The organism is Hymenobacter gummosus (genome assembly GCF_003970915.1).
GTDB classification, from domain to species: domain Bacteria; phylum Bacteroidota; class Bacteroidia; order Cytophagales; family Hymenobacteraceae; genus Solirubrum; species Solirubrum gummosum.
The window spans coordinates 159,855-177,572 of record NZ_RXOF01000005.1; the positions used below are offsets into that span (position 1 = coordinate 159,855).

Genomic DNA, 17,718 nt, shown 5'->3' on the forward strand with positions numbered 1-17,718 from the left:
GCTTAGAAACCGAGGTTGAAGCCCACCAGCCAGGTTTTGGCCAGCGGCGGCGTGTAGAAGTCGTGGCCCAGCAGGTAATTGGCCGCGGCCGTGTTCAGGCCGGAGGTGTTTACCTCGGGGTCGTAGCCTTCGTAGTCGGTCAGGGTTATCAGGTTCTGACCGGTGATATAGATCCGGGCGCTCTGCAGCATGGCTTTTTCGGCCCACGACTTGGGCAGCGTGTAGCCCACAGTGAGATTTTTGAAGCGGAAGAACGAGCCGTCCTGAATCCAGCGCGACGAAGCGGCCGTGCCGTTACCCTCGTAGAAGCGGGCCTGCGGTACGTCGGTCACGTCGCCGGGCTTCTGCCAGCGGCGCAGCTGGTCGCGGGTCTGGTTGTCGAAGTAGTCCCCGTTGACCGACTGGTACAACCCGGCAATGTTGTAGATGTCGTTGCCGTAGGTGAACTGCGTGAGCAGGCTCAGGTCGAAGCCCTTGTACGAGAACGTGTTGGTGAAGCCACCCGTGAACTTGGGGTTCGGGTCGCCCAGCTTCACGAAGGTGGCCTGGTTGGGGTTGGGGGTGGTGGAGCGGTCCACCGTGCCGTCGGCGTTGGGCGTATTGCGGTAGTAGAGCGCGTCGCCGTTGGCCGGGTCGACACCGGCGTACTCGCGGCCCCAGAACACGCCAATGGGCTGGCCTTCGCGCACGCGGCCCAGATTGCGGGAGCCCGAAATCAGCTCCTGCCCGGCCAAGTCGGTTACCTTGTTGCGGTTGATGGAGATGTTGAAGTTGGTGTTCCACTTGAACGCCCCGTCGAGGTTGCGCGTGTTCAGCGACACCTCAATGCCCTTGTTGACGAGCGTGCCCAGGTTGCGCTGCACCAGCTGGTAGCCGCCGGTGTAGGGCAGCTGCTGGTCGAGCAGCAGGTCGGTGGTTTTCTTGTGGTACACGTCCACTTCACCGGCAATGCGGTCATTGAGGAAGCCGAACTCCAGGCCGATGTCCGCCTGGGCCGTGTTTTCCCAGGTCAGGGTGTTGTCGCCCAGGCGGGCGGCCGGCACGATGCCCGGCTCCGTCTCGTACTGCGCCCCGCTGTAGAGGGTGCGCGAGGCGAAGTTGTCGACCTCGGCGTTACCGGTCAGGCCGTAGCTGGCGCGCAGCTTCAGCAGGCTCACCACGCTGTTTTCGCGCAGGAAGTCTTCCTCGGTGATTACCCAGCCCACCGAACCCGCCGGGAAGTAGCCCCAGGGGTTCACCGTGCCGAAGCGCGAGGAATAGTCGGCGCGCAGGCTACCCGAGAGCAGGTACTTGTTGCGGAAGGTGTAATTCACGCGGCCGAATACCGACTGGAAGTCGTAGCCCGTGCCGGCGCTGCTGGTGCCCGGCGAGTACACCGCCGCCGAAGCCACCTTGCGGAACTGGTCGCTGGGGAAGCCGCGGCCCACGGCAGCCGTCTGCTCGCTGTCGAAGCGCTGGTAGGAGTACCCGGCCAGGGCCTCCACGGTGTGGTCGGCGCCGAGGGTGCGCAGGTAGGTGGCCGTCTGGTTAGTGGTGTAGTTGACGGCCTGAATCTGGTTGCTCAAGGCCTGTCCTTGGCCAGCGGCATCGGCCGTGAAGCGGCTCCAGTACACGTCTTCGCGCAGGGCCAGCAGGTCGCCGCCGATTTCCGAGCGCAGCGTCAGGCCCTGGATGGGCTGGTACTGCAGCGACACGTTGCTGAACGAGCGGTAGTTGCTGGAGCGGTTGGTGTTGCGGTTTACCGCCACCAGCGCGTTTTCGTAGAGCAGAGAGCGGTTGAAACCAGTCGGGTCGGCCGGGTTGTAGGGCGTCTGCATGGGCGGCAGCGCGTTCAGCTGCACCGGGTTGGTAAAGGCATTGTCGTCGGGCACGCGGTCGTTCACGGCGCGCGTGGCCGAGATGTTGAACCCGATTTTCAGCTTCTCCGTGATGGAGTGGTCGAAGTTGGCCCGCATCGAGCCCCGGCGGTAGCGGTTGCCGATGATGATGCCGGTCTGGTCGGCGTAGTTGGCCGAGATGTAGAAGCGCGTCTTGGCGTCGCCGCCCGACACGTTGGCGTCGTACTGCGCCACTTTTCCCTTGCGGAAGGCCAGCTCGTTCCAGGGCGTATCGTACTCGGAGTTGAAGTCGTTGCTGCCCGAAAACAGCTCGAACACCTCCGCCGTCGGCGTGTTGGCCGGCAGGCCTACCTCCGTCCGCAGGAAGCTGTTGGGGTCGGCCAGCGCGTTCTGCACCGATTCGTTGAACAGCTCGCGGTACTCGCTTGCGTTCAGGAACTCGCGGATACGGGTGGCGCGGCTGGTGCCGAAGTAGGCGCCCACGTTGACGCGCGTCTGGCCCTGGCGGCCTTTCTTGGTGGTTACCAGGATTACCCCGTTGGAAGCGCGCGAACCGTAGATGGCCGAGGCCGCCGCATCCTTCAGAATCGAAATGCTCTCGATGTCGTTCGGGTTCAGGTCGGCCAGGGGGTTGATGGGCTCGTCGGCTACCACGCTGCCCACGTCGGTGGAAGTGACGGGGATGCCGTCGATAACGTACAGCGGCTGGTTGGAGGCCGTCACCGACGAAGAGCCGCGCACCCGGATCTGCACCCCGGCCCCCAGCTTGCCGGTGCCCTGGTTGATCTGCACGCCCGGCGTACGGCCCTGAATGGCCTGCTCGAAGCTTACGGTGGGCACGTTCTCCACTTCCTTGCTGCCCAGCTGCGTAATGGCCCCGGTCAGCTCGCGCTTGGTCTGCGTGCCGTAGCCCACGACTACCGTTTCGCCCAGCAGCGTCTCGCTGGCCGTAAGCTTCACGTTGATGCTGGTCTGGTCACCCACCGGAACTTCCTGGGTGGCGTAGCCGATGGAGCTGATAACCAACGTGGCCCCTGGCTGCACCGTCAGGCGGAAGTTGCCGTCGGCATCGGTGCTGGCGCCGTTGGAGGTGCCTTTTTCCAGCACCGTGGTTCCCGGTAGCCCGGTGCCGTCGGCGACGGAGGTTACCCGGCCGCTTACGGAGCGCGTCTGGGCCACCACCATCACCGGCGCCGCGAGGGCCAGCGTGAGTAGTAAATGGTTTTTCATGTTGGATAGGCCGCTGAAGGCCTGGTTGGTGAGTGATAAAGCAAATTTAGACCTCGAAATAATTTTCCGGTTGTCAGTGCCTGTTTGGCAATGCTTTTAATCCGATATTAATGACTTTACAGTAAGCATTATGTCTGATGAATGAACCAGTTATTAGGCATGTAGCCATATACTTAGCTACTGCCAGCAGGCCCGATTAAGGGTTTTACCCCATTTCACACCCTATTTTTCGCGCTGAAAATTATTTCGGCGCGGGCCGCGCCCACACCCGGGCAGCCGTCCGATTTCCACCTTGAGCCCGTCGAATTGCCGGGCCGTTGGATTTGGCCGCTGCTCCTGCCTACCTTTACCTAATCCAGACGACAGCCCGCGGCATTAGGCCGCGCCTCGCCTGCGTGGCCAACCTTAGTTTTAATGGCTGACATACAATACCTCACCACGCCGGCGGCTATACAGGAGGCCGCGGCCTGGCTGCATACCCAACCCCGTCTGGCCGTCGATTTGGAATTCGACGACATGCGCCACCACTACGGCCGCAACCTCGCGCTGATTCAGATTTACGACGGGCAGACCGTGTTTCTACTCGACCCGGTGCCGCTGACCAACCCCGGCGAGGAGCTGGCCCCGCTCTGGGCCGTGATGGGCGACGAGGCGGTGGAGAAGGTGTTCCACAGCTGCAAGTCCGATATTCTGCTGCTCGACGAGCTGTACCACGTGCGCGTGCGCCGCATCACCGATACCAGCGTGCTGCACACGCTGCTGGCCGAGTCGGACAATAACATTTCCCTGGGCCGCCTGATTCAGAGTGAGCTGGGCATCGAAGTCGATAAGGGGGAGCAGAAGTCGAACTGGCTGAAGCGGCCGCTGACGGAGGCACAGAAAATCTACGCCGCTAACGACGTGCTCTACCTGCTGGAGCTGGCCGACCGCCTCACCGCCAAGCTGGCCGCCCTGGGCCGCCTGCACTGGGCCGCCGAGGAAAACCGGGCCCTGGAAGACGTGCGCTACACCCGCGACGAGCGGCCCTACCTGCGCATGGCCAGCAAATACCGCATCATGCCCCAGGAAATGCCCTTGTTCCGCGACCTGTATTTGCTGCGCGACAAAGTGGCCCAGGAACTGGACCGGCCGCCCTACATGGTGTTCAGCAACGACCGGCTGGCCGAGCTGGTGCGCGACACCCCGCGTACGGCCGGCGACTGGCGCGCCGCCCGCGGCCTGCACCCCGAACTGAAACGTTCGCCTTACGCCGACCAGCTGGCGCAGTTCTCGCCCGACAACTTCGTGCCGGTGCCCGAGCCACCGCTGCCCGCCGAAGCCCGCCGCTTTCCCTTCCGGCGCCGCCTCAACGGGGAAAAGGCCGCCCAGGCCGACGCCCGCGAGCAGTTTCTGATGAACCTGAAAACGGCCGTGTCGCAGGACATGAATTCGTACGTGGCCAACCTGGTCCTCTCCAACCGTCTCATTGCCGACATTATCGAGCTGGGTGCCGACGCGGCCCTGCGCCCCTGGCAGCAGCAGATTCTGCGCGAAGTGACGCAGAACCGGGGCTTGGACTACGGCTTCATTGCCCAGCCCTTTGCCTGGGCCACGCAACGGTAAAACGGCGCGGGTGGCAGTCATTGCGAGGCGCTAAGCCGAAGCAATCGGTCCTGTACAACGAGCAGACGGCCTAACTGGCACAAACCGAAAACGGCCCCGCCCGAAACTGCTAGTTTCGGGCGGGGCCGTTTTCGGTTAAATGGCTCTTCGGCTGGCAGATCCGGACAGCGTGTTGCTACCATGCCATTTTTCCGGTTGGCAGGTATTGGCTCGGCAACCCGTTGTACAGGACCGATTGACGCCGCTTGATGCGCGGAATGTCGTGCCTCCTCGCAATGACTGCCGGTGCTGCCGTCTGCCAGTGCTGCCGCCCGCTAATGCCCGAACTGCTCCTCCTCCGTGCTACCCACCAGCGCGGCGGTGCTGGCCTGCCCGGCCGACACCACGCTCTGCACCGCGTCGAAGTAGCCGGTGCCGACGAAGCTCTGGTGCCGGACGGCGCGGAAGCCCTGGGCCTGCAGGGCAAACTCGCGCTGCTGCAGCTCGGAGTAACCGGCCATGCCCCGCTGCCGGTACGCCTGAGCCAGCTCGAACATGCTGGTATTGAGGGCATGGAAGCCGGCCAGGGTGATAAACTGGAACTTGTAGCCCAGGGCGGCCAGCTCCTCGCGGAAGGTTTCCATCTGCTCTACGCTGAGCCGGGCGGCCCAGTTAAACGAGGGGGAGCAGTTGTAGGCCAGCAGCTTGCCGGGGTACTGCGCGTGAATGGCCTGGGCAAACTGCCGGGCCTGCTCCAGATCGGGGTGCGAGGTTTCCATCCAGAGTAAATCGGCGTAGGGGGCGTAGGCCAGCCCACGGGCAATGCAGGCCTCCACGCCGCAGCGCACCCGGTAGAAGCCCTCGGCGGTGCGCCCGGCCTCCGTCAGCACAAAGGGCTGGTCCCGCTCGTCCACGTCGGCGGTGAGCAGGTCGGCGGCATCGGCGTCGGTGCGGGCAATGAGGAGCGTGGGTACGCCCAGCACGTCGGCGGCGAGGCGGGCGGCCACCAGTTTCTGCACGGCTTCCTGGGTAGGCACCAGCACCTTGCCGCCCAGGTGCCCGCACTTCTTCGCCGACGACAGCTGGTCCTCGAAATGCACCCCGGCGGCCCCGGCCTCAATCATCATCTTCATCAGCTCGAAGGCGTTCAGGTTGCCGCCAAAGCCCGCCTCCGCGTCGGCCACGATGGGCGCCAGCCAGTGCGGGCCGCCGGCCACGCCGCCGTGGTTTTCGAGGTGCTGAATCTGGTCGGCGCGCAGCAGGGCGTTGTTGATGCGCCGCACCACGGCGGGCACCGAGTCGGCGGGGTACAGGCTCTGGTCGGGGTACATCTGGCCCGCGCCGTTGGCATCGGCGGCCACTTGCCAGCCCGAGAGGTAGATGGCCTGCAGCCCGGCCTGTACTTCCTGCACGGCCTGGTTGCCGGTGAGGGCGCCGAGGCCAGCTACGTATTCCTGCTCGTGCAGCAATTGCCACAGCCGCGCGGCGCCCTGCCGGGCCAGGGAGTATTCAATCTGCACGGAGCCCTGCAGCTTCACCACGTCGTCGGGTGAGTAAGGGCGCTGGATGCCGTGCCAGCGGGGGTTGGTTTGCCAGTCGTGGGCCAGAGCGGCGACGCGGTCGGTGCGGTTCATGGTACTTGGGTTTTGGGTTGTGGAAAAGGGGACAGAAAGGGCAATGGCGTAGCGAGTAACATAAGCTTGGCTACGCCGACCTTCGGTTTAGCTTATGCTGCCGCGGGACGCGGCAATGCGAGGCCGCGTAAGTCAGGAAGGCTTGGGGGAAGCGGATTAGCAGCCCTACTGGGCGGTGCGCTACCGAAATATTCCACCGGGCGCTGTTCCGCCGTGCGGCCGTTGGCCGCAGCACAAGCTCAAGCTCATGCTACTTCACGGCAGCAGCTCGTAGGCCGGCAGGGTGAGAAAATCGGCGCACTGGTCGGCCAGCACGAGGCGGTCGAGCAGCTGCAGGGCGGGCCGGTACTGGGCGGCATAGTGCTCCTCCCCGACCTCGCGGCGCAGCTGGTTTACCACTTCGCTCAGCAGCTGGCGGTACAGCTCGGGCGCGACGGGGCGGCCGTCTTCCAGCACCGTTTCGGGGGTGTGCAGCCACTGCCAGAGCTGCACGCGGGAAATTTCGGCGGTGGCCGCGTCCTCCATCAGGTGGTAGAGCGGTACGCAGCCGTTGCCACCCAGCCAGGCGCCGAGGTAGCGCAGGGCCACGTCGAGGTTCTGGCGCAGGCCGGCTTCGGTGATGGTGCCCTGGGGAGCCTGCAGCAGCTCGGCGGCGGTGGGCTGCGGCTCCGGGCTGCGCGGCTTGTCGATTTGATTGGCGCCGGGCATCAGCTCATCGAACACCTCCCGGGCAATGGACACCAGCGCGGGATGCGCCACCCAGGTGCCGTCGTGGCCGAGCCGGGCCTCGCGCAGCTTGTCGAGGCGGACTTTGTCGAGGGCAATGGCGTTTTCGGCGGGGTTGTCGCGGATGGGAATCTGGGCGGCCATACCACCCAGGGCGTGCACCCCGCGCCGGTGGCAGGTGTCGATAACCAAGCGGGCGTAGGCGGCCATGTTGGGCACGGTCATGGTCACCTGGGCGCGGTCGGGGAGGCGAAATTCGGGGCGGGCACCCAGGGTCTTGACGTAGGAAAAGATGTAGTCCCAGCGGCCGCAGTTCAACCCGGCCGAGTGCTGGCGCAGCTCCCAGAGGATTTCGTGGGTTTCGAACACGGCCGGCAGCGTCTCGATGAGCCCGGTCGCCTTGATGGTGCCCTTGGGAATCTTCAGCGCCCACTGCGCCAGCTCAAACACCTCGTTCCACAGCCGGGCTTCGAGGTGGCTTTCCAGCTTGGGCAGGTAGAAATACGGTCCGCTGCCGCGGGCCAGCAGCTCGTGGGCGTTGTGGAAGAAATACAGCCCGAAATCGAACAGGGCCGCGCTGATTTCCTCGCCGTCGACGAGCACGTGCTTTTCGCTCAGGTGCCAGCCGCGGGGCCGCAACAGTAGCACGGCCGGGCGCTCGGTGAGGCGGTAGGTTTTCTGGGGCGTTTCGAGCGAGATGCAGCGGCGCACGGCGTCGCGCAGGTTCAGCTGCCCTTGCACCACGTTCGGCCAGGTCGGCGCCAGGGAATCCTCGCAATCGGCCATGAAGGTGCTGGCGCCGGAGTTCAGGGCGTTGATGACCATTTTCCGCTCCGTGGGACCGGTTATTTCCACCCGGCGGTCCAGCAAATCGGCGGGCAGCGGGGCCACTTGCCAGTCACTTTCGCGCAGCTGGGCGGTTTCGGGCAGAAAGTCGGGTCGGCGGCCGGCGGCAAACTCGGCCTGTCGCTGCTGCCGCTGCCGCAGCAGTTCCCGTCGGCGCGGCTCGAAACGGCGGTGCAGCTCGGCTATGAAAGCCAGGGCCGAGGGCGTGAGTACATCGGCGAAGGACTCGGTGTGGGTGCCCAGCACTTTCACGCGCTCAGGGCAGCGGTATTCTGGTTTGGCCACACCAAGCGGCGTTGCACGGGTTTCCATTGATAATCAGGTTTTGGTTGTGGGAGCAGAAACGACTTGCCCAAACATACGCTAGCGAATAATTTATGTCAAGCGAATTTTCGCTAAATCATAAAAATTAGCTCAAACCCTGTTTTTCACTTCTGCTCACCGATTATGCTTTTCTTTACCGACGAGGGCGTCAGGGGCATTTTGCTCCGGTCAGCACCCACCTTTGTTGCCTCTATGCTTACCCACACCCAGGTCGTCCGACTGATTTTTGGCCTGAAGCTGCGCCAGTTGCGGCAGGAACGCGGCTTTACCCCGGCCGCGCTGGCCCAGACCGTCGACGTATCAGTGTCGTACCTGAATGAGATTGAGAAGGGCAAGAAGTACCCTAAGGCCGACAAGATTCTGGCTTTTGCCCGCGCGCTGGGCGTGAGCTACGACGAGCTGATTTCCTTGAGCCTGGGTAAAAAGCTGGCGCCGGTGTCGGAGTTGCTGCAGTCGCCGGTGCTGCGGGAGTTTCCGCTGGAGCTGTTCGGGCTCGACCCCGCCCGGCTTATCGAGCTGATTTCGGACGCGCCCACGCGGGTTATGGCCTTTATCAGCACGCTCTGGGAGCTGGCCCGCAACTACGAGGTGCGACAGGAGCACTTTTACCTGGCCGCGCTGCGCTCCTACCAGGAGATGCACGACAACTACTTCGACGACCTTGAGGACGCCGTGCGCAGCTGCGTGGCCCGCTTCCGCCTCGGCACCGACGCGCCATTCGATTTGCACCAGCTCGAAGATTTGCTCGGCCAGGAATATCATTACCTCATCGACCGGCACGAGTTGGGCACGCGCCCCGAGCTGGCCCGGCTGCGCTCGGTGCTGCAGCCAGCGGCCCGGCGCCTGCTGCTGCGCCCGGGCCTGACGCGGGCGCAGGAGGCATTTATTCTGGGCCGCGAGGTGGCCTTCAACTACCTCGGGCTAAAAGACCGGCCCTACACCAACGTGCCCGCCGCTACGCCCGGCTCCTTCGAGCAGGTGCTGAACCACTTCCGGGCTTCGTACTTCGCGGTGGCTTTGCTGATGGAGGAAAGCCAGCTGGTGGCCGATCTGCAGGCCTTTTTCTCGTACCCGCGCTGGAACGCGGCCCTGCTGCTGGGTTTGCTCACCCGCTACGAGGTGACGCCCGAGATGCTGCTGCAGCGCGTGACCAACCTGCTGGCCCGGCACTTCGGCATCGGCAGCCTGTTCTTCCTGCGCTTCGATCAGCACGACGCCCGCGCGCCCTACCAGCTGACCAAGGAGCTGCACCTCTCGCGGCTGCACAACCCGCACGCCAACGAGTTGCAGGAGCACTACTGCCGCCGCTGGGTGAGCCTCTGGCTGATGGAGCAGGCCCGGCACTCGGGCAGCCCCGGCCTGCGCGTGGCCGCCCAGCGCAGCCGCTACTGGCAGACCACCGACGAGTACCTCTGCCTCACCGTGGCCCGCTTCGAGGCCAACGGCCACGCCAGCAGCGTGACGGTGGGGTTGCCCGTCGACGACAACCTGCGCCAGAAGGTGAAGTTCCTGGACGACGCCAGCATCCCGGTGCGCTGGGTAAACGAAACCTGCGAGCGGTGCTCCATCCCCGACTGCGAGGTGCGCGCCGCCCCGCCGGTGGAAATCGAGCGGCGGGCCGAGCAGCAGCGGCTGGCCGCGGCGGTACAGCAGCTGATTCAGGGACAGTAAGCACGAGGTGCCTCGACTCCAAAATCGTGGCACCACTTTTTTAAGCCACCAACGACGCCTGCTGATGGGACGAAGCAACCGCGGTGGCGTCAGAACCTTGAAGCCGTGGCCCTACCGCGCCGTATCTTCGCCTTTCCACCACCCGCGTAGCGTACTTGTCCACCACCTCCTCCCCTGCTCCGCGCAGCCGCTGGCCGCGCATCCTCGGCTTCACGTTGCTGGCCGTGCTCATCGTGGGCGCAATGGGCCTGTACGCGGCGTGGCGGGTGCTGTGGCGGCCCAACGTATCGGAGTCGCCGGAGGGGCCGGCCTACCTGTTTATCCGCACCGGCGAGACGTACCCGGAGGTGCTGCTAACGCTGCAAAAGTTCGAGCTGCTGCGGGAGCCGGAAACCTTCGACTGGCTGGCCCGGCGGCGCGGCCACCCGCAGCAGGTGAAGCCCGGCCGCTACCGCCTCGATTTCGACCTGGGCAACGAGGCCCTGCTCGGGCGGCTGCTGCGCGGGGAGCAGGACACGGTGGATTTTACCCTCGACGCCTTCAAGTACAAGCCCCAGCTGGCCCGGCAGGTGCAGCGTCAGCTCGAAGCCGACTCGACCTCCCTGCGCCGGCTGCTGAACCGGCCGGCCTGGCTGCAGCAGCGCTACGGCGTGGATACCACGGCCGTGCTGACCTTGTTTATTCCCGGCCACTACCGCCTGCTCTGGAACACCTCGGCCCAGGGCTTTATCGACAGCATGGCGGCCCAGCACCGGCGGTTCTGGACGGAGCAGCGCCGCCAGCGGGCCGATTCTTTGCAGCTCACGCCCACCGAGGTGCACGTGCTGGCCAGCATCGTGCAGCGCGAAACGGCCAAGAAAGAGGACAAGCCGCTGATTGCCGGGGTGTACCTGAACCGCCTGCGCCGCGGCATGCGCCTGCAGGCCGACCCGACGCTGCTCTGGGCCATCGGCAACTTCGGGGTGCGGCGGGTGCTGAACAAGGACAAGCTCGTCGACTCGCCCTACAATACCTACAAACACAAGGGCTTGCCGCCCGGCCCCATTACCTCCGCCAACCGCCAGAGCCTGGACGCGGTGCTTAAACCGGCCCAGCACGACTACCTGTTTTTCTGCGCCCAGCCCGGCGGCACCGGCTACTCCGACTTCGCCGCCACCTTTGCCGAGCACAAGAAAAATGCCCGCCGCTATCAGCACTGGCTCGACAGCCTGAACATCAAGCGCTAAGCTGGCGGCTGTTCAGGCCTTGACGGGCTACGGGTTGGCGGCGGCCGTTTTGGCTTGCTGCCGGCGCTTCAGCCAGGCGCGAACGGGCTCGTCGTAGAGCTTGAGGGCGGCCCAGGCCAGCAGCAGGGCTACCCCGAACACCGCCGCCGCCACGGGCAGGGCCTGCTCGGGCGTGGGCTTGGTCTTGATTACCCAGCCGATGTAGAGGTAAATCAGCGGGTAGTGCGTGATGTAGAGCGGATACGAGAGGTCGGCCAGCCCTTTGCACAGCTTCGTCCCTACCCCACCAACCCGCCCGCCGGCGCCCAGGGCCACAATCAGCGGAAAGGCGAGGATGATGGTAGCGGCCTCGTAGAGGCCGTTGTTGGGAAAGTACGGCAGGCAGAACAACAGCGTCAGCAGGGCGGCGCAGAGCGGGAAGGCGTAGGGAATGCGCGGCAGCCGGCCGCTGCGAAACAGCAGCAGCCCGGCAAAAAACGGGTACATCATGCGCACCACGGCAAACCAGATATTGCTGTGCCCCCAGCCGCTGGCCACGTGCCCGTTTTGCACGGCCGCCCACGTGAGGGCCCCGCCGCTAAGCACCACCAAAGCCCACAGCGCACCGCGGCCCAGCCGCCGGCCGAAGAGGGCGTAGAGCGCGTTGGCCAGGTATTCCTGCAGCAAGGACCAAAGCGGCCCGTTGAGGGAGTGCGTTTCGCCCCAGCCGCGCAAATCGGGCGAGGGCAGCAGGGTGAGGCTCAGCAGGGCCACCAGCAGCAGCTTCCCGAGGCCGGCCTGCTGGGCGCCGGGGCTGAACGGGTCGAACCAGAAGCACAGGGCGCCGATAATGACGCTCAGGACGATGAGGGGGTGCAGGCGCGTGAGGCGGATTTTGGCGAAGTCCCAGCTGCTCATACGGCCCCACCGGTCGTCGTAGGCGTAGCCCACTACGAAGCCCGAGAGCAGGAAGAAGAAGTCGACGGCCAGGTAGCCGTGGTGAATGGGGTGCAGGGCGTAGTTGGTCTGGTGCGCCTCGAAGAGGTGGAACACCACAACCAGCAGCGCCGCCACGCCGCGCAGGCCGTCCAGAATCGGGTAATGAGGCTTCATCGGGCAGGAAAGCAGGTAGCCAACACCAGTGGCCACGAGGATCCGACGACCAGCTGAAAGCGGCAAGCTACCAGTACCCGACGAGCGAAAACAGCGCAACAATCATTCAGCCCCGGATTTTGTGGGCCGCAAGCGTCGTCCGCGTCGTAGCGCGAAGTTATACTTCGCGTATCGTTGCTGAGGTTGTTAAGATGAACGCCTAAAAGATCATCGTTCAACGACAACCGTTCAACGATACGCGAAGTACAACTTCGCGCTACGGCGCACACGACCCTGCCGGCCCGCTATGGCAGCTGCAGCAGGCGCAGCTGCACCGAGTCTTGGGCCGCCTGCTGCTGGCGCTGCAGCGTGGCCTGGTAGCCCAGGCCGGTAAACTCGGAGTGCTCCAGGTACAGCAGCGGCGAAGTCAGCAGCGGCTCCGGCCAGGCGGCCACCGCGGGCAGCCGGCGCAGCGAATCGAAGCCCGGCACGCCGGCCACGCGGTAGTAGTCGTCGAGCAGCACGTACTGGTAGCCCTGGCGGCGCAGGGCAGCCAGCTCGGCGGGCGTGCGGGCTACCTCGGCCCGGATGCCGCGCGGCGTGGCCACCGGCAGCAGGGCCGGCCCCACCGTGGTAGCCACCGCCGGAGCGCCGTGCTGCTGCAGCCAGGCGGCCACCAGCGGGTAGCGGGTGGGCAGGCAGGCGTAGACGTGGCGCTGCACCTGCCAGAAGTTGTAGCCCACGACGGCCAGCAGCCCCAGCCACGCCGCCGGCCGCGCCCAGCGCAGCACCAGCAGCACCAGCAGGGCGTACAGGGGCAGGTAGCCGAACAGCAGCCCGCGCGGGGCTTTGATCAGCAACGACATGCCCGCCAGCGTCAGGGCCGCCCACACCAGCAGGTAGGCCGCCAGGGGCAGCGGCCGGCGCTTCAGGCCGCCAAACCACACCAGCGCGGCCGCCAGCGCCGGCAGCAGCGGAGCCTCAAAATCGGCGAGGTAGCGCAGGTAATAGGCAAAATCGACCTGCACGGTGGTGCGGCGGCCGGCGGCATTGGCGGCAGCCGGGAACATGATGACGAAAAACACCGCCGGCCAGCGGTACACCGGTACGCCCGACACCAGCCAGGCCGCCCCGCCCAGCACCACGAAGGGCGCGGCCAGCACCAGCAGCACCCGCCACCAGTTGCCGCCGCGCCACAGCAGCCCGTCGGCCTGCTGCAGCTCCAGTACCAGCAGAATGGGCGCGGTGAGCAGAAACTTGTAGTTGACGCTCAGCCCCAGCGCTAGCAGCCCGGCCGTGCGCAGCAGACTGGCCCGCGTGGGCTGCTGCAGCCGCTGCCAGTGCGCCCGCAGCAGCAGGGCCAGCAGCAGCAGGCTCATGGAGCTCATGGTGAAGTCGCGGCCGGAGAAGGTCAGAAACACCGAGGAGCCGGCCACTGCGGTAAGCAGGGCCGTTTCGGGGCCGGGCAGGCGGGCGGTGCGGGCCACCCAGTCGGCAAACACGCCCACGGCGGCCACGGCCAGCAGGGCGTTGAGGACGAGGAAAACGCGGTAATCGGTGCTAACGGCCGCCACGGGCGCGTAGAGCAGGTAGAACAGCGGGCTGCCGTGGTGAAACAGGTGCGTAAAATCGAAGCCGGCCACTTCCTGCACAATCTGCCAGTTGCGCACCGAGTCGTAATCGGGCAGGGCGGCCGCCGGCAGCCGCCACAGCCGCAACCCGGCCACCAGCAGTAGGGCGGGCAGCAGCCAGCCGCGCCGCTCGGCGGGAGCTACGATGGGCGCGGGCAACTCGGCGGGCAGGGACAAGGCGGGATTTAGTGCGTGGATGATTTAGCGGCCCGCGGGGACGCGGACGGGCAAAGGGCGTCTTTGGTGCTGCTCCACCCCTACCGGCCGACGAAGATGGGCATTTGTGCCGTTTCTTTGCTTAACCCAATGGTCAAATGGCTGGATGGCTAACTGGCTGATTGTTGTTGAACGACCAACCAGTTAGCCATTTAACCATGCAGCCATTCAACCATTCAATCACCGACTCATGCGCGTAGTCGTGCAGCGTGTCACGGAAGCCTCGGTTACCGTCGACGGCGAAATAACCGGCCAGATTGGCCCCGGCCTGCTGGTGCTGGTTGGCTTCACCCACTCCGATACCGCCGCCGAGCTGGACTGGATGGCCCGCAAGCTGGTGCAGCTGCGCATCTTCGGCGACGCCGACGATAAGATGAACCTCTCGGTGCAGGACGTGGGCGGCGACTTGCTTGTGGTCAGCCAGTTTACCCTGCTGGCCGACGCCCGCAAAGGCAGCCGCCCCAGCTACATCCAGGCCGCCCCGCCGCCGGTGTCCATCCCGCTCTACGAGGAGTTTGTGCGCCAGCTCGAAGCTCTGCTCGGCCGCCCCGTAGCCACCGGCCGCTTCGGCGCCGATATGAAAGTGCGCCTGCTCAACGATGGGCCGGTGACCATCGTGCTCGACCGGGAAGCCTCGTTAGGGTAAGAGGGTATGGGGGTAAGAGGGTAGGAGTTATCCAAGTAATGACTCGCACCCTCCTACCCCCATACCTTCTTACCCTAACCGAACTCCTAAACTCCTACCCCCATACCCTCTTACCCTAACCCATGACCATCGAAGAAGCCCAGCAGACCGTCGACCAGTGGATTCATACCACGGGCGTGCGGTATTTCAACGAGCTGACCAACATGGCCATGCTCACCGAGGAAGTCGGCGAGGTGGCCCGCATCATTGCCCGCCAGTACGGCGAGCAGTCCTTCAAGCCCTCCGACCGCGACAAAGTGCTGGCCGACGAGCTGGCCGATGTGCTGTTCGTGGTTATCTGCCTGGCCAACCAGACCGGCGTCGACCTCACCGAGGCCCTGCAGCGTAACCTGGCCAAGAAAACGCAGCGCGACACCGACCGGCACCGGCAGAACGAGAAGCTGCAGTAGGGGCGCGTCGCACGCGCCCGCCCGGCCGCCCCCTCCCAGCTGCGCCGGGGCCCTTCCTGCTACACCGGCCCCCTCCTGGCTGGAGGGTACCCCGGTCGGCTGCAGGGTACCCCCCTCCCGGCTGTAGCCGGGTGGCACTCCGGTGCATCGGTTTGCCATCCGGCTGCAGCCGGGTGCCGTTCCGGTGCAGCCGAGTGCCACCCAGCTGCACCGGAGTGCTATTCCCCTGCACCGGAATGGCATCCGGCTGCACGGGTTTGCCATCCGGGTGCACCAGGTTGGCATTCCGATGCAGGGTACTTCCTCCCGGCTGCAGCCGACCGGTGTCCGGGACAACGTAGGGGCCTCCGGCGCTTGCAGGCAAAGGCGAACCGGCCGCCCGCTTATGCCTCATCCTGTCACGTGTTACGTGTCACCTGTCACCCCCCCCTCACCTGTCGCCTAAGAGCACCAGCCGGTCCTCCCGCCAGATGGGCAGCGTGGCGGGGTACTCGTCGAGGCGCAGGCAGAACTCGAAGTCCTTGTGGGCTTCGAGGTGGTTGAGCCGCCGCACGTGGGCCGACTGCAGCAGGTAGCCGCTGAGGTCGGGCCGGGCCTGTTGCCAGAGGTGCCGGGCAGCCAGCGTGGCGTCGGAGCTGCGCACGTCGAACGTATCGGCGAGGCGCTCGGCCAGGGCGCCGCCGAATACCGTGTCTTCGAGGCAAAACTGGCCTTTCCAGCCGGCGCAGACTACCAGCACGTCTTTCTGCTGCCCGCGGGCGAAATCGGCCACGGCCTGCAGGTTCAGGAAGGAGCCAATGATAATGGCGTCGGCCCCGAGGGAGCGGCGCAGGGCCTGGGTGCCGTTGGTGGTACTGATGGCCACGGCCCGGCCGCGGGTGACAATGGCGCCATCGAGGTAGCCGAAGGGCGAGTTGCCCAGGTCGAAGCCTTCGGCCTGCACGCCGTTGCGCTCGGCCGCCGTCAGGCAGCCGTGCTGCCGGCCCAGGGCGGTGCACTCGTCCAGCTCGGCCACGGCAAAGACGTGCGTCACGCCGTTGGCCAAAGCCGTGACGATGCTGGAAGTGGCCCGCAGAATGTCTACAATGACGGCCACGCGGCCTTCGAGCTTATACAGCGGCAGCAGCTCCGGGGAAAAACAGATGTCGACGGCAGGCATGTTTGATTTGAGGTGAAAGGGGAAAATAGAACGTCATCCTGAGCAAAGCGCAGGAACTTCCTCCCACCCCGCACCGCCGGCCAAGTCCTGGCTCAGACTCAATCGTTGGGGTCAGGTTCGAGGAAGGTCCTGCGCTCTGCTCAGGATGACGGCCGTTTATGGCTCAATAAAGCTTACTCTTCCGTACCCTTCACGAAGGGCAGCTTGGTGACAGTGGCGGGCAGGTTCTTGCCGCGCACCTGCACGAAGATTTTGCTGCCCGGCTTGCTCAGCTCGGTCTTGACGTAGCCCAGGCCGATGCCCTTGCTCAGGCTCGGCGACTGGGTGCCCGAAGTAACTTCCCCAATTTTCTCGCCGGCTTCGTCTACCAGCTCGTAGTGGGCGCGCGGAATGCCGGGGCCGTCCATCAGAAAGCCCACCAGCTTGCGCGTGACGCCCTGCTCCTTCTGCCGGGCCAGCGCCGGGCTATTCACGAAGTCCTTGGTGAACTTGGTAATCCAGCCCAGGCCGCCTTCCAGCGGCGAGGTGGTGTCGTCAATATCGTTGCCGTAGAGGCAGAAGCCCATTTCCAGGCGCAGCGTGTCGCGGGCCCCCAGCCCGATGGGCTTCAGGCCGAAAGGCTGACCGGCTTCCAGAATCTTGTTCCAGATATCGGCGGCCGCCGCGTTCGGGATGTACAGCTCGAAGCCGCCCGCGCCGGTGTAGCCCGTGGCCGAGATGATGACGCCCTCGTGGCCGGCGAAGGTGCCCTGCACGAAGCTGTAGTACGGAATGCTGCCCAAGTCTACGTCGGTGAGGCTCTGCAGCGCGGCGGCGGCTTTGGGCCCCTGCACGGCGAAGAGGCTCGTTTGCTCCGACACGTTTTCCATGTCGGCCCCGAACTCGGCGTTGTACTTCTGAATCCAGCTCCAGTCCTTGTCGATGTTGGAGGCGTTGACCACGAGCATGTAGTCCTCATCGGCCAGCTTGTACACCAGCAGGTCGTCCACGATGCCGCCCTCCTCGTTGGGCAGGCAGCTGTACTGGGCTTTGCCGTTTTCCAGCTTGCTGGCGTCGTTGCTGGTCACGCGCTGAATCAGCGGCAGGGCCTGGGGGCCGCGCACCCGAAACTCGCCCATGTGCGACACGTCGAAGATGCCCACGGCCCGGCGCACGGTGTGGTGCTCGTCGAGGTCGGAGGAGTAGCGCACGGGCATGTTGTAGCCGGCGAAGGGCACCATCTTGGCGCCGAGTTGCTGGTGCACGTCGTTGAGCACGACGGTCTTCAGGTCGCTCATGGGGGCGGGACTTGGGGTTCGGGGTGTGGGAAACAGGCCGGGCGGCCGGCGGCGCAAAAGTAGGCTATATCCGCCACGCCCCGGCCCTCCCCTGCTGCAAAACCCCTCCGCCGCGCCCAGGGGCCCGTTCGCACAGCCCCCGGCACCTTTGGCCCAGTAGCGCCGGCCCCCCACCTGCCCACCATGCACCTTT

12 protein-coding genes are annotated in these 17,718 nt (G+C 65.3%); 5 read left to right on the plus strand and 7 right to left on the minus strand.

Annotated elements, in window-relative coordinates; genetic code table 11:
- Positions 1-2: 2 nt before the first annotated feature.
- Complete coding sequence (locus EJV47_RS10715) at positions 3-3,068, minus strand: SusC/RagA family TonB-linked outer membrane protein (protein WP_126693151.1); 3,066 nt, start codon at positions 3,066-3,068, stop codon at positions 3-5.
- A 414-nt stretch (positions 3,069-3,482) separates the two neighbouring features.
- Here EJV47_RS10715 and EJV47_RS10720 point away from each other — a divergent pair, with 414 nt between their 5' ends.
- Positions 3,483-4,670: a ribonuclease D gene (locus EJV47_RS10720; RefSeq protein ID WP_126693152.1), complete on the plus strand. Its 1,188-nt coding sequence runs from the start codon at positions 3,483-3,485 to the stop codon at positions 4,668-4,670.
- A 314-nt stretch (positions 4,671-4,984) separates the two neighbouring features.
- On the opposite strand, the gene aceA is transcribed toward EJV47_RS10720, so the two are convergent.
- Both aceA and aceB read right to left on the minus strand, forming a co-directional pair.
- Positions 4,985-6,283 carry an isocitrate lyase gene (gene aceA, locus EJV47_RS10725; protein ID WP_126693153.1) on the minus strand — a complete coding sequence of 433 codons (1,299 nt, stop codon included), beginning with the start codon at positions 6,281-6,283 and terminating at the stop codon, positions 4,985-4,987.
- Between the two features lie 255 nt (positions 6,284-6,538).
- Positions 6,539-8,167, minus strand: a complete 1,629-nt coding sequence (gene aceB / locus EJV47_RS10730) for a malate synthase A (RefSeq protein ID WP_126693154.1) — start codon at positions 8,165-8,167, stop codon at positions 6,539-6,541.
- Positions 8,168-8,371: 204 nt separating this feature from the next.
- On the opposite strand from aceB, the gene EJV47_RS28395 reads away from it, so the two are divergent.
- Both EJV47_RS28395 and mltG read left to right on the plus strand, forming a co-directional pair.
- A complete protein-coding gene (locus EJV47_RS28395; protein WP_207895876.1) occupies positions 8,372-9,850 on the plus strand; it encodes a helix-turn-helix domain-containing protein in 1,479 nt (492 codons plus the stop codon).
- 155 nt (positions 9,851-10,005) lie between these two features.
- Positions 10,006-11,076, plus strand: a complete 1,071-nt coding sequence (mltG, locus tag EJV47_RS10740; protein ID WP_126693156.1) for an endolytic transglycosylase MltG — start codon at positions 10,006-10,008, stop codon at positions 11,074-11,076.
- 27 nt (positions 11,077-11,103) lie between these two features.
- Here mltG and EJV47_RS10745 read toward each other — a convergent pair whose 3' ends face one another.
- A complete protein-coding gene (locus EJV47_RS10745) occupies positions 11,104-12,168 on the minus strand; it encodes an acyltransferase family protein (RefSeq protein ID WP_126693157.1) in 1,065 nt (354 codons plus the stop codon).
- Positions 12,169-12,452: 284 nt separating this feature from the next.
- The gene (locus EJV47_RS10750; RefSeq protein ID WP_126693158.1) at positions 12,453-13,955 is read right to left on the minus strand and encodes a hypothetical protein; all 1,503 of its coding nucleotides are present in this window, start codon (positions 13,953-13,955) and stop codon (positions 12,453-12,455) included.
- A 229-nt stretch (positions 13,956-14,184) separates the two neighbouring features.
- Between EJV47_RS10750 and dtd the strand changes: the two genes are divergently transcribed.
- Both dtd and EJV47_RS10760 read left to right on the plus strand, forming a co-directional pair.
- Positions 14,185-14,640, plus strand: a complete 456-nt coding sequence (gene dtd / locus EJV47_RS10755) for a D-aminoacyl-tRNA deacylase (protein WP_126693159.1) — start codon at positions 14,185-14,187, stop codon at positions 14,638-14,640.
- A 122-nt stretch (positions 14,641-14,762) separates the two neighbouring features.
- Positions 14,763-15,089, plus strand: coding sequence for a nucleotide pyrophosphohydrolase (locus EJV47_RS10760; RefSeq protein WP_126693160.1), 327 nt, complete (start codon positions 14,763-14,765; stop codon positions 15,087-15,089).
- 430 nt (positions 15,090-15,519) lie between these two features.
- Here EJV47_RS10760 and EJV47_RS10765 read toward each other — a convergent pair whose 3' ends face one another.
- A complete protein-coding gene (locus EJV47_RS10765) occupies positions 15,520-16,248 on the minus strand; it encodes a 2-phosphosulfolactate phosphatase (RefSeq protein ID WP_126693161.1) in 729 nt (242 codons plus the stop codon).
- A gap of 173 nt (positions 16,249-16,421) precedes the next feature.
- The gene (gene gcvT, locus EJV47_RS10770) at positions 16,422-17,525 is read right to left on the minus strand and encodes a glycine cleavage system aminomethyltransferase GcvT (RefSeq protein WP_126693162.1); all 1,104 of its coding nucleotides are present in this window, start codon (positions 17,523-17,525) and stop codon (positions 16,422-16,424) included.
- Positions 17,526-17,718: the final 193 nt, after the last annotated feature.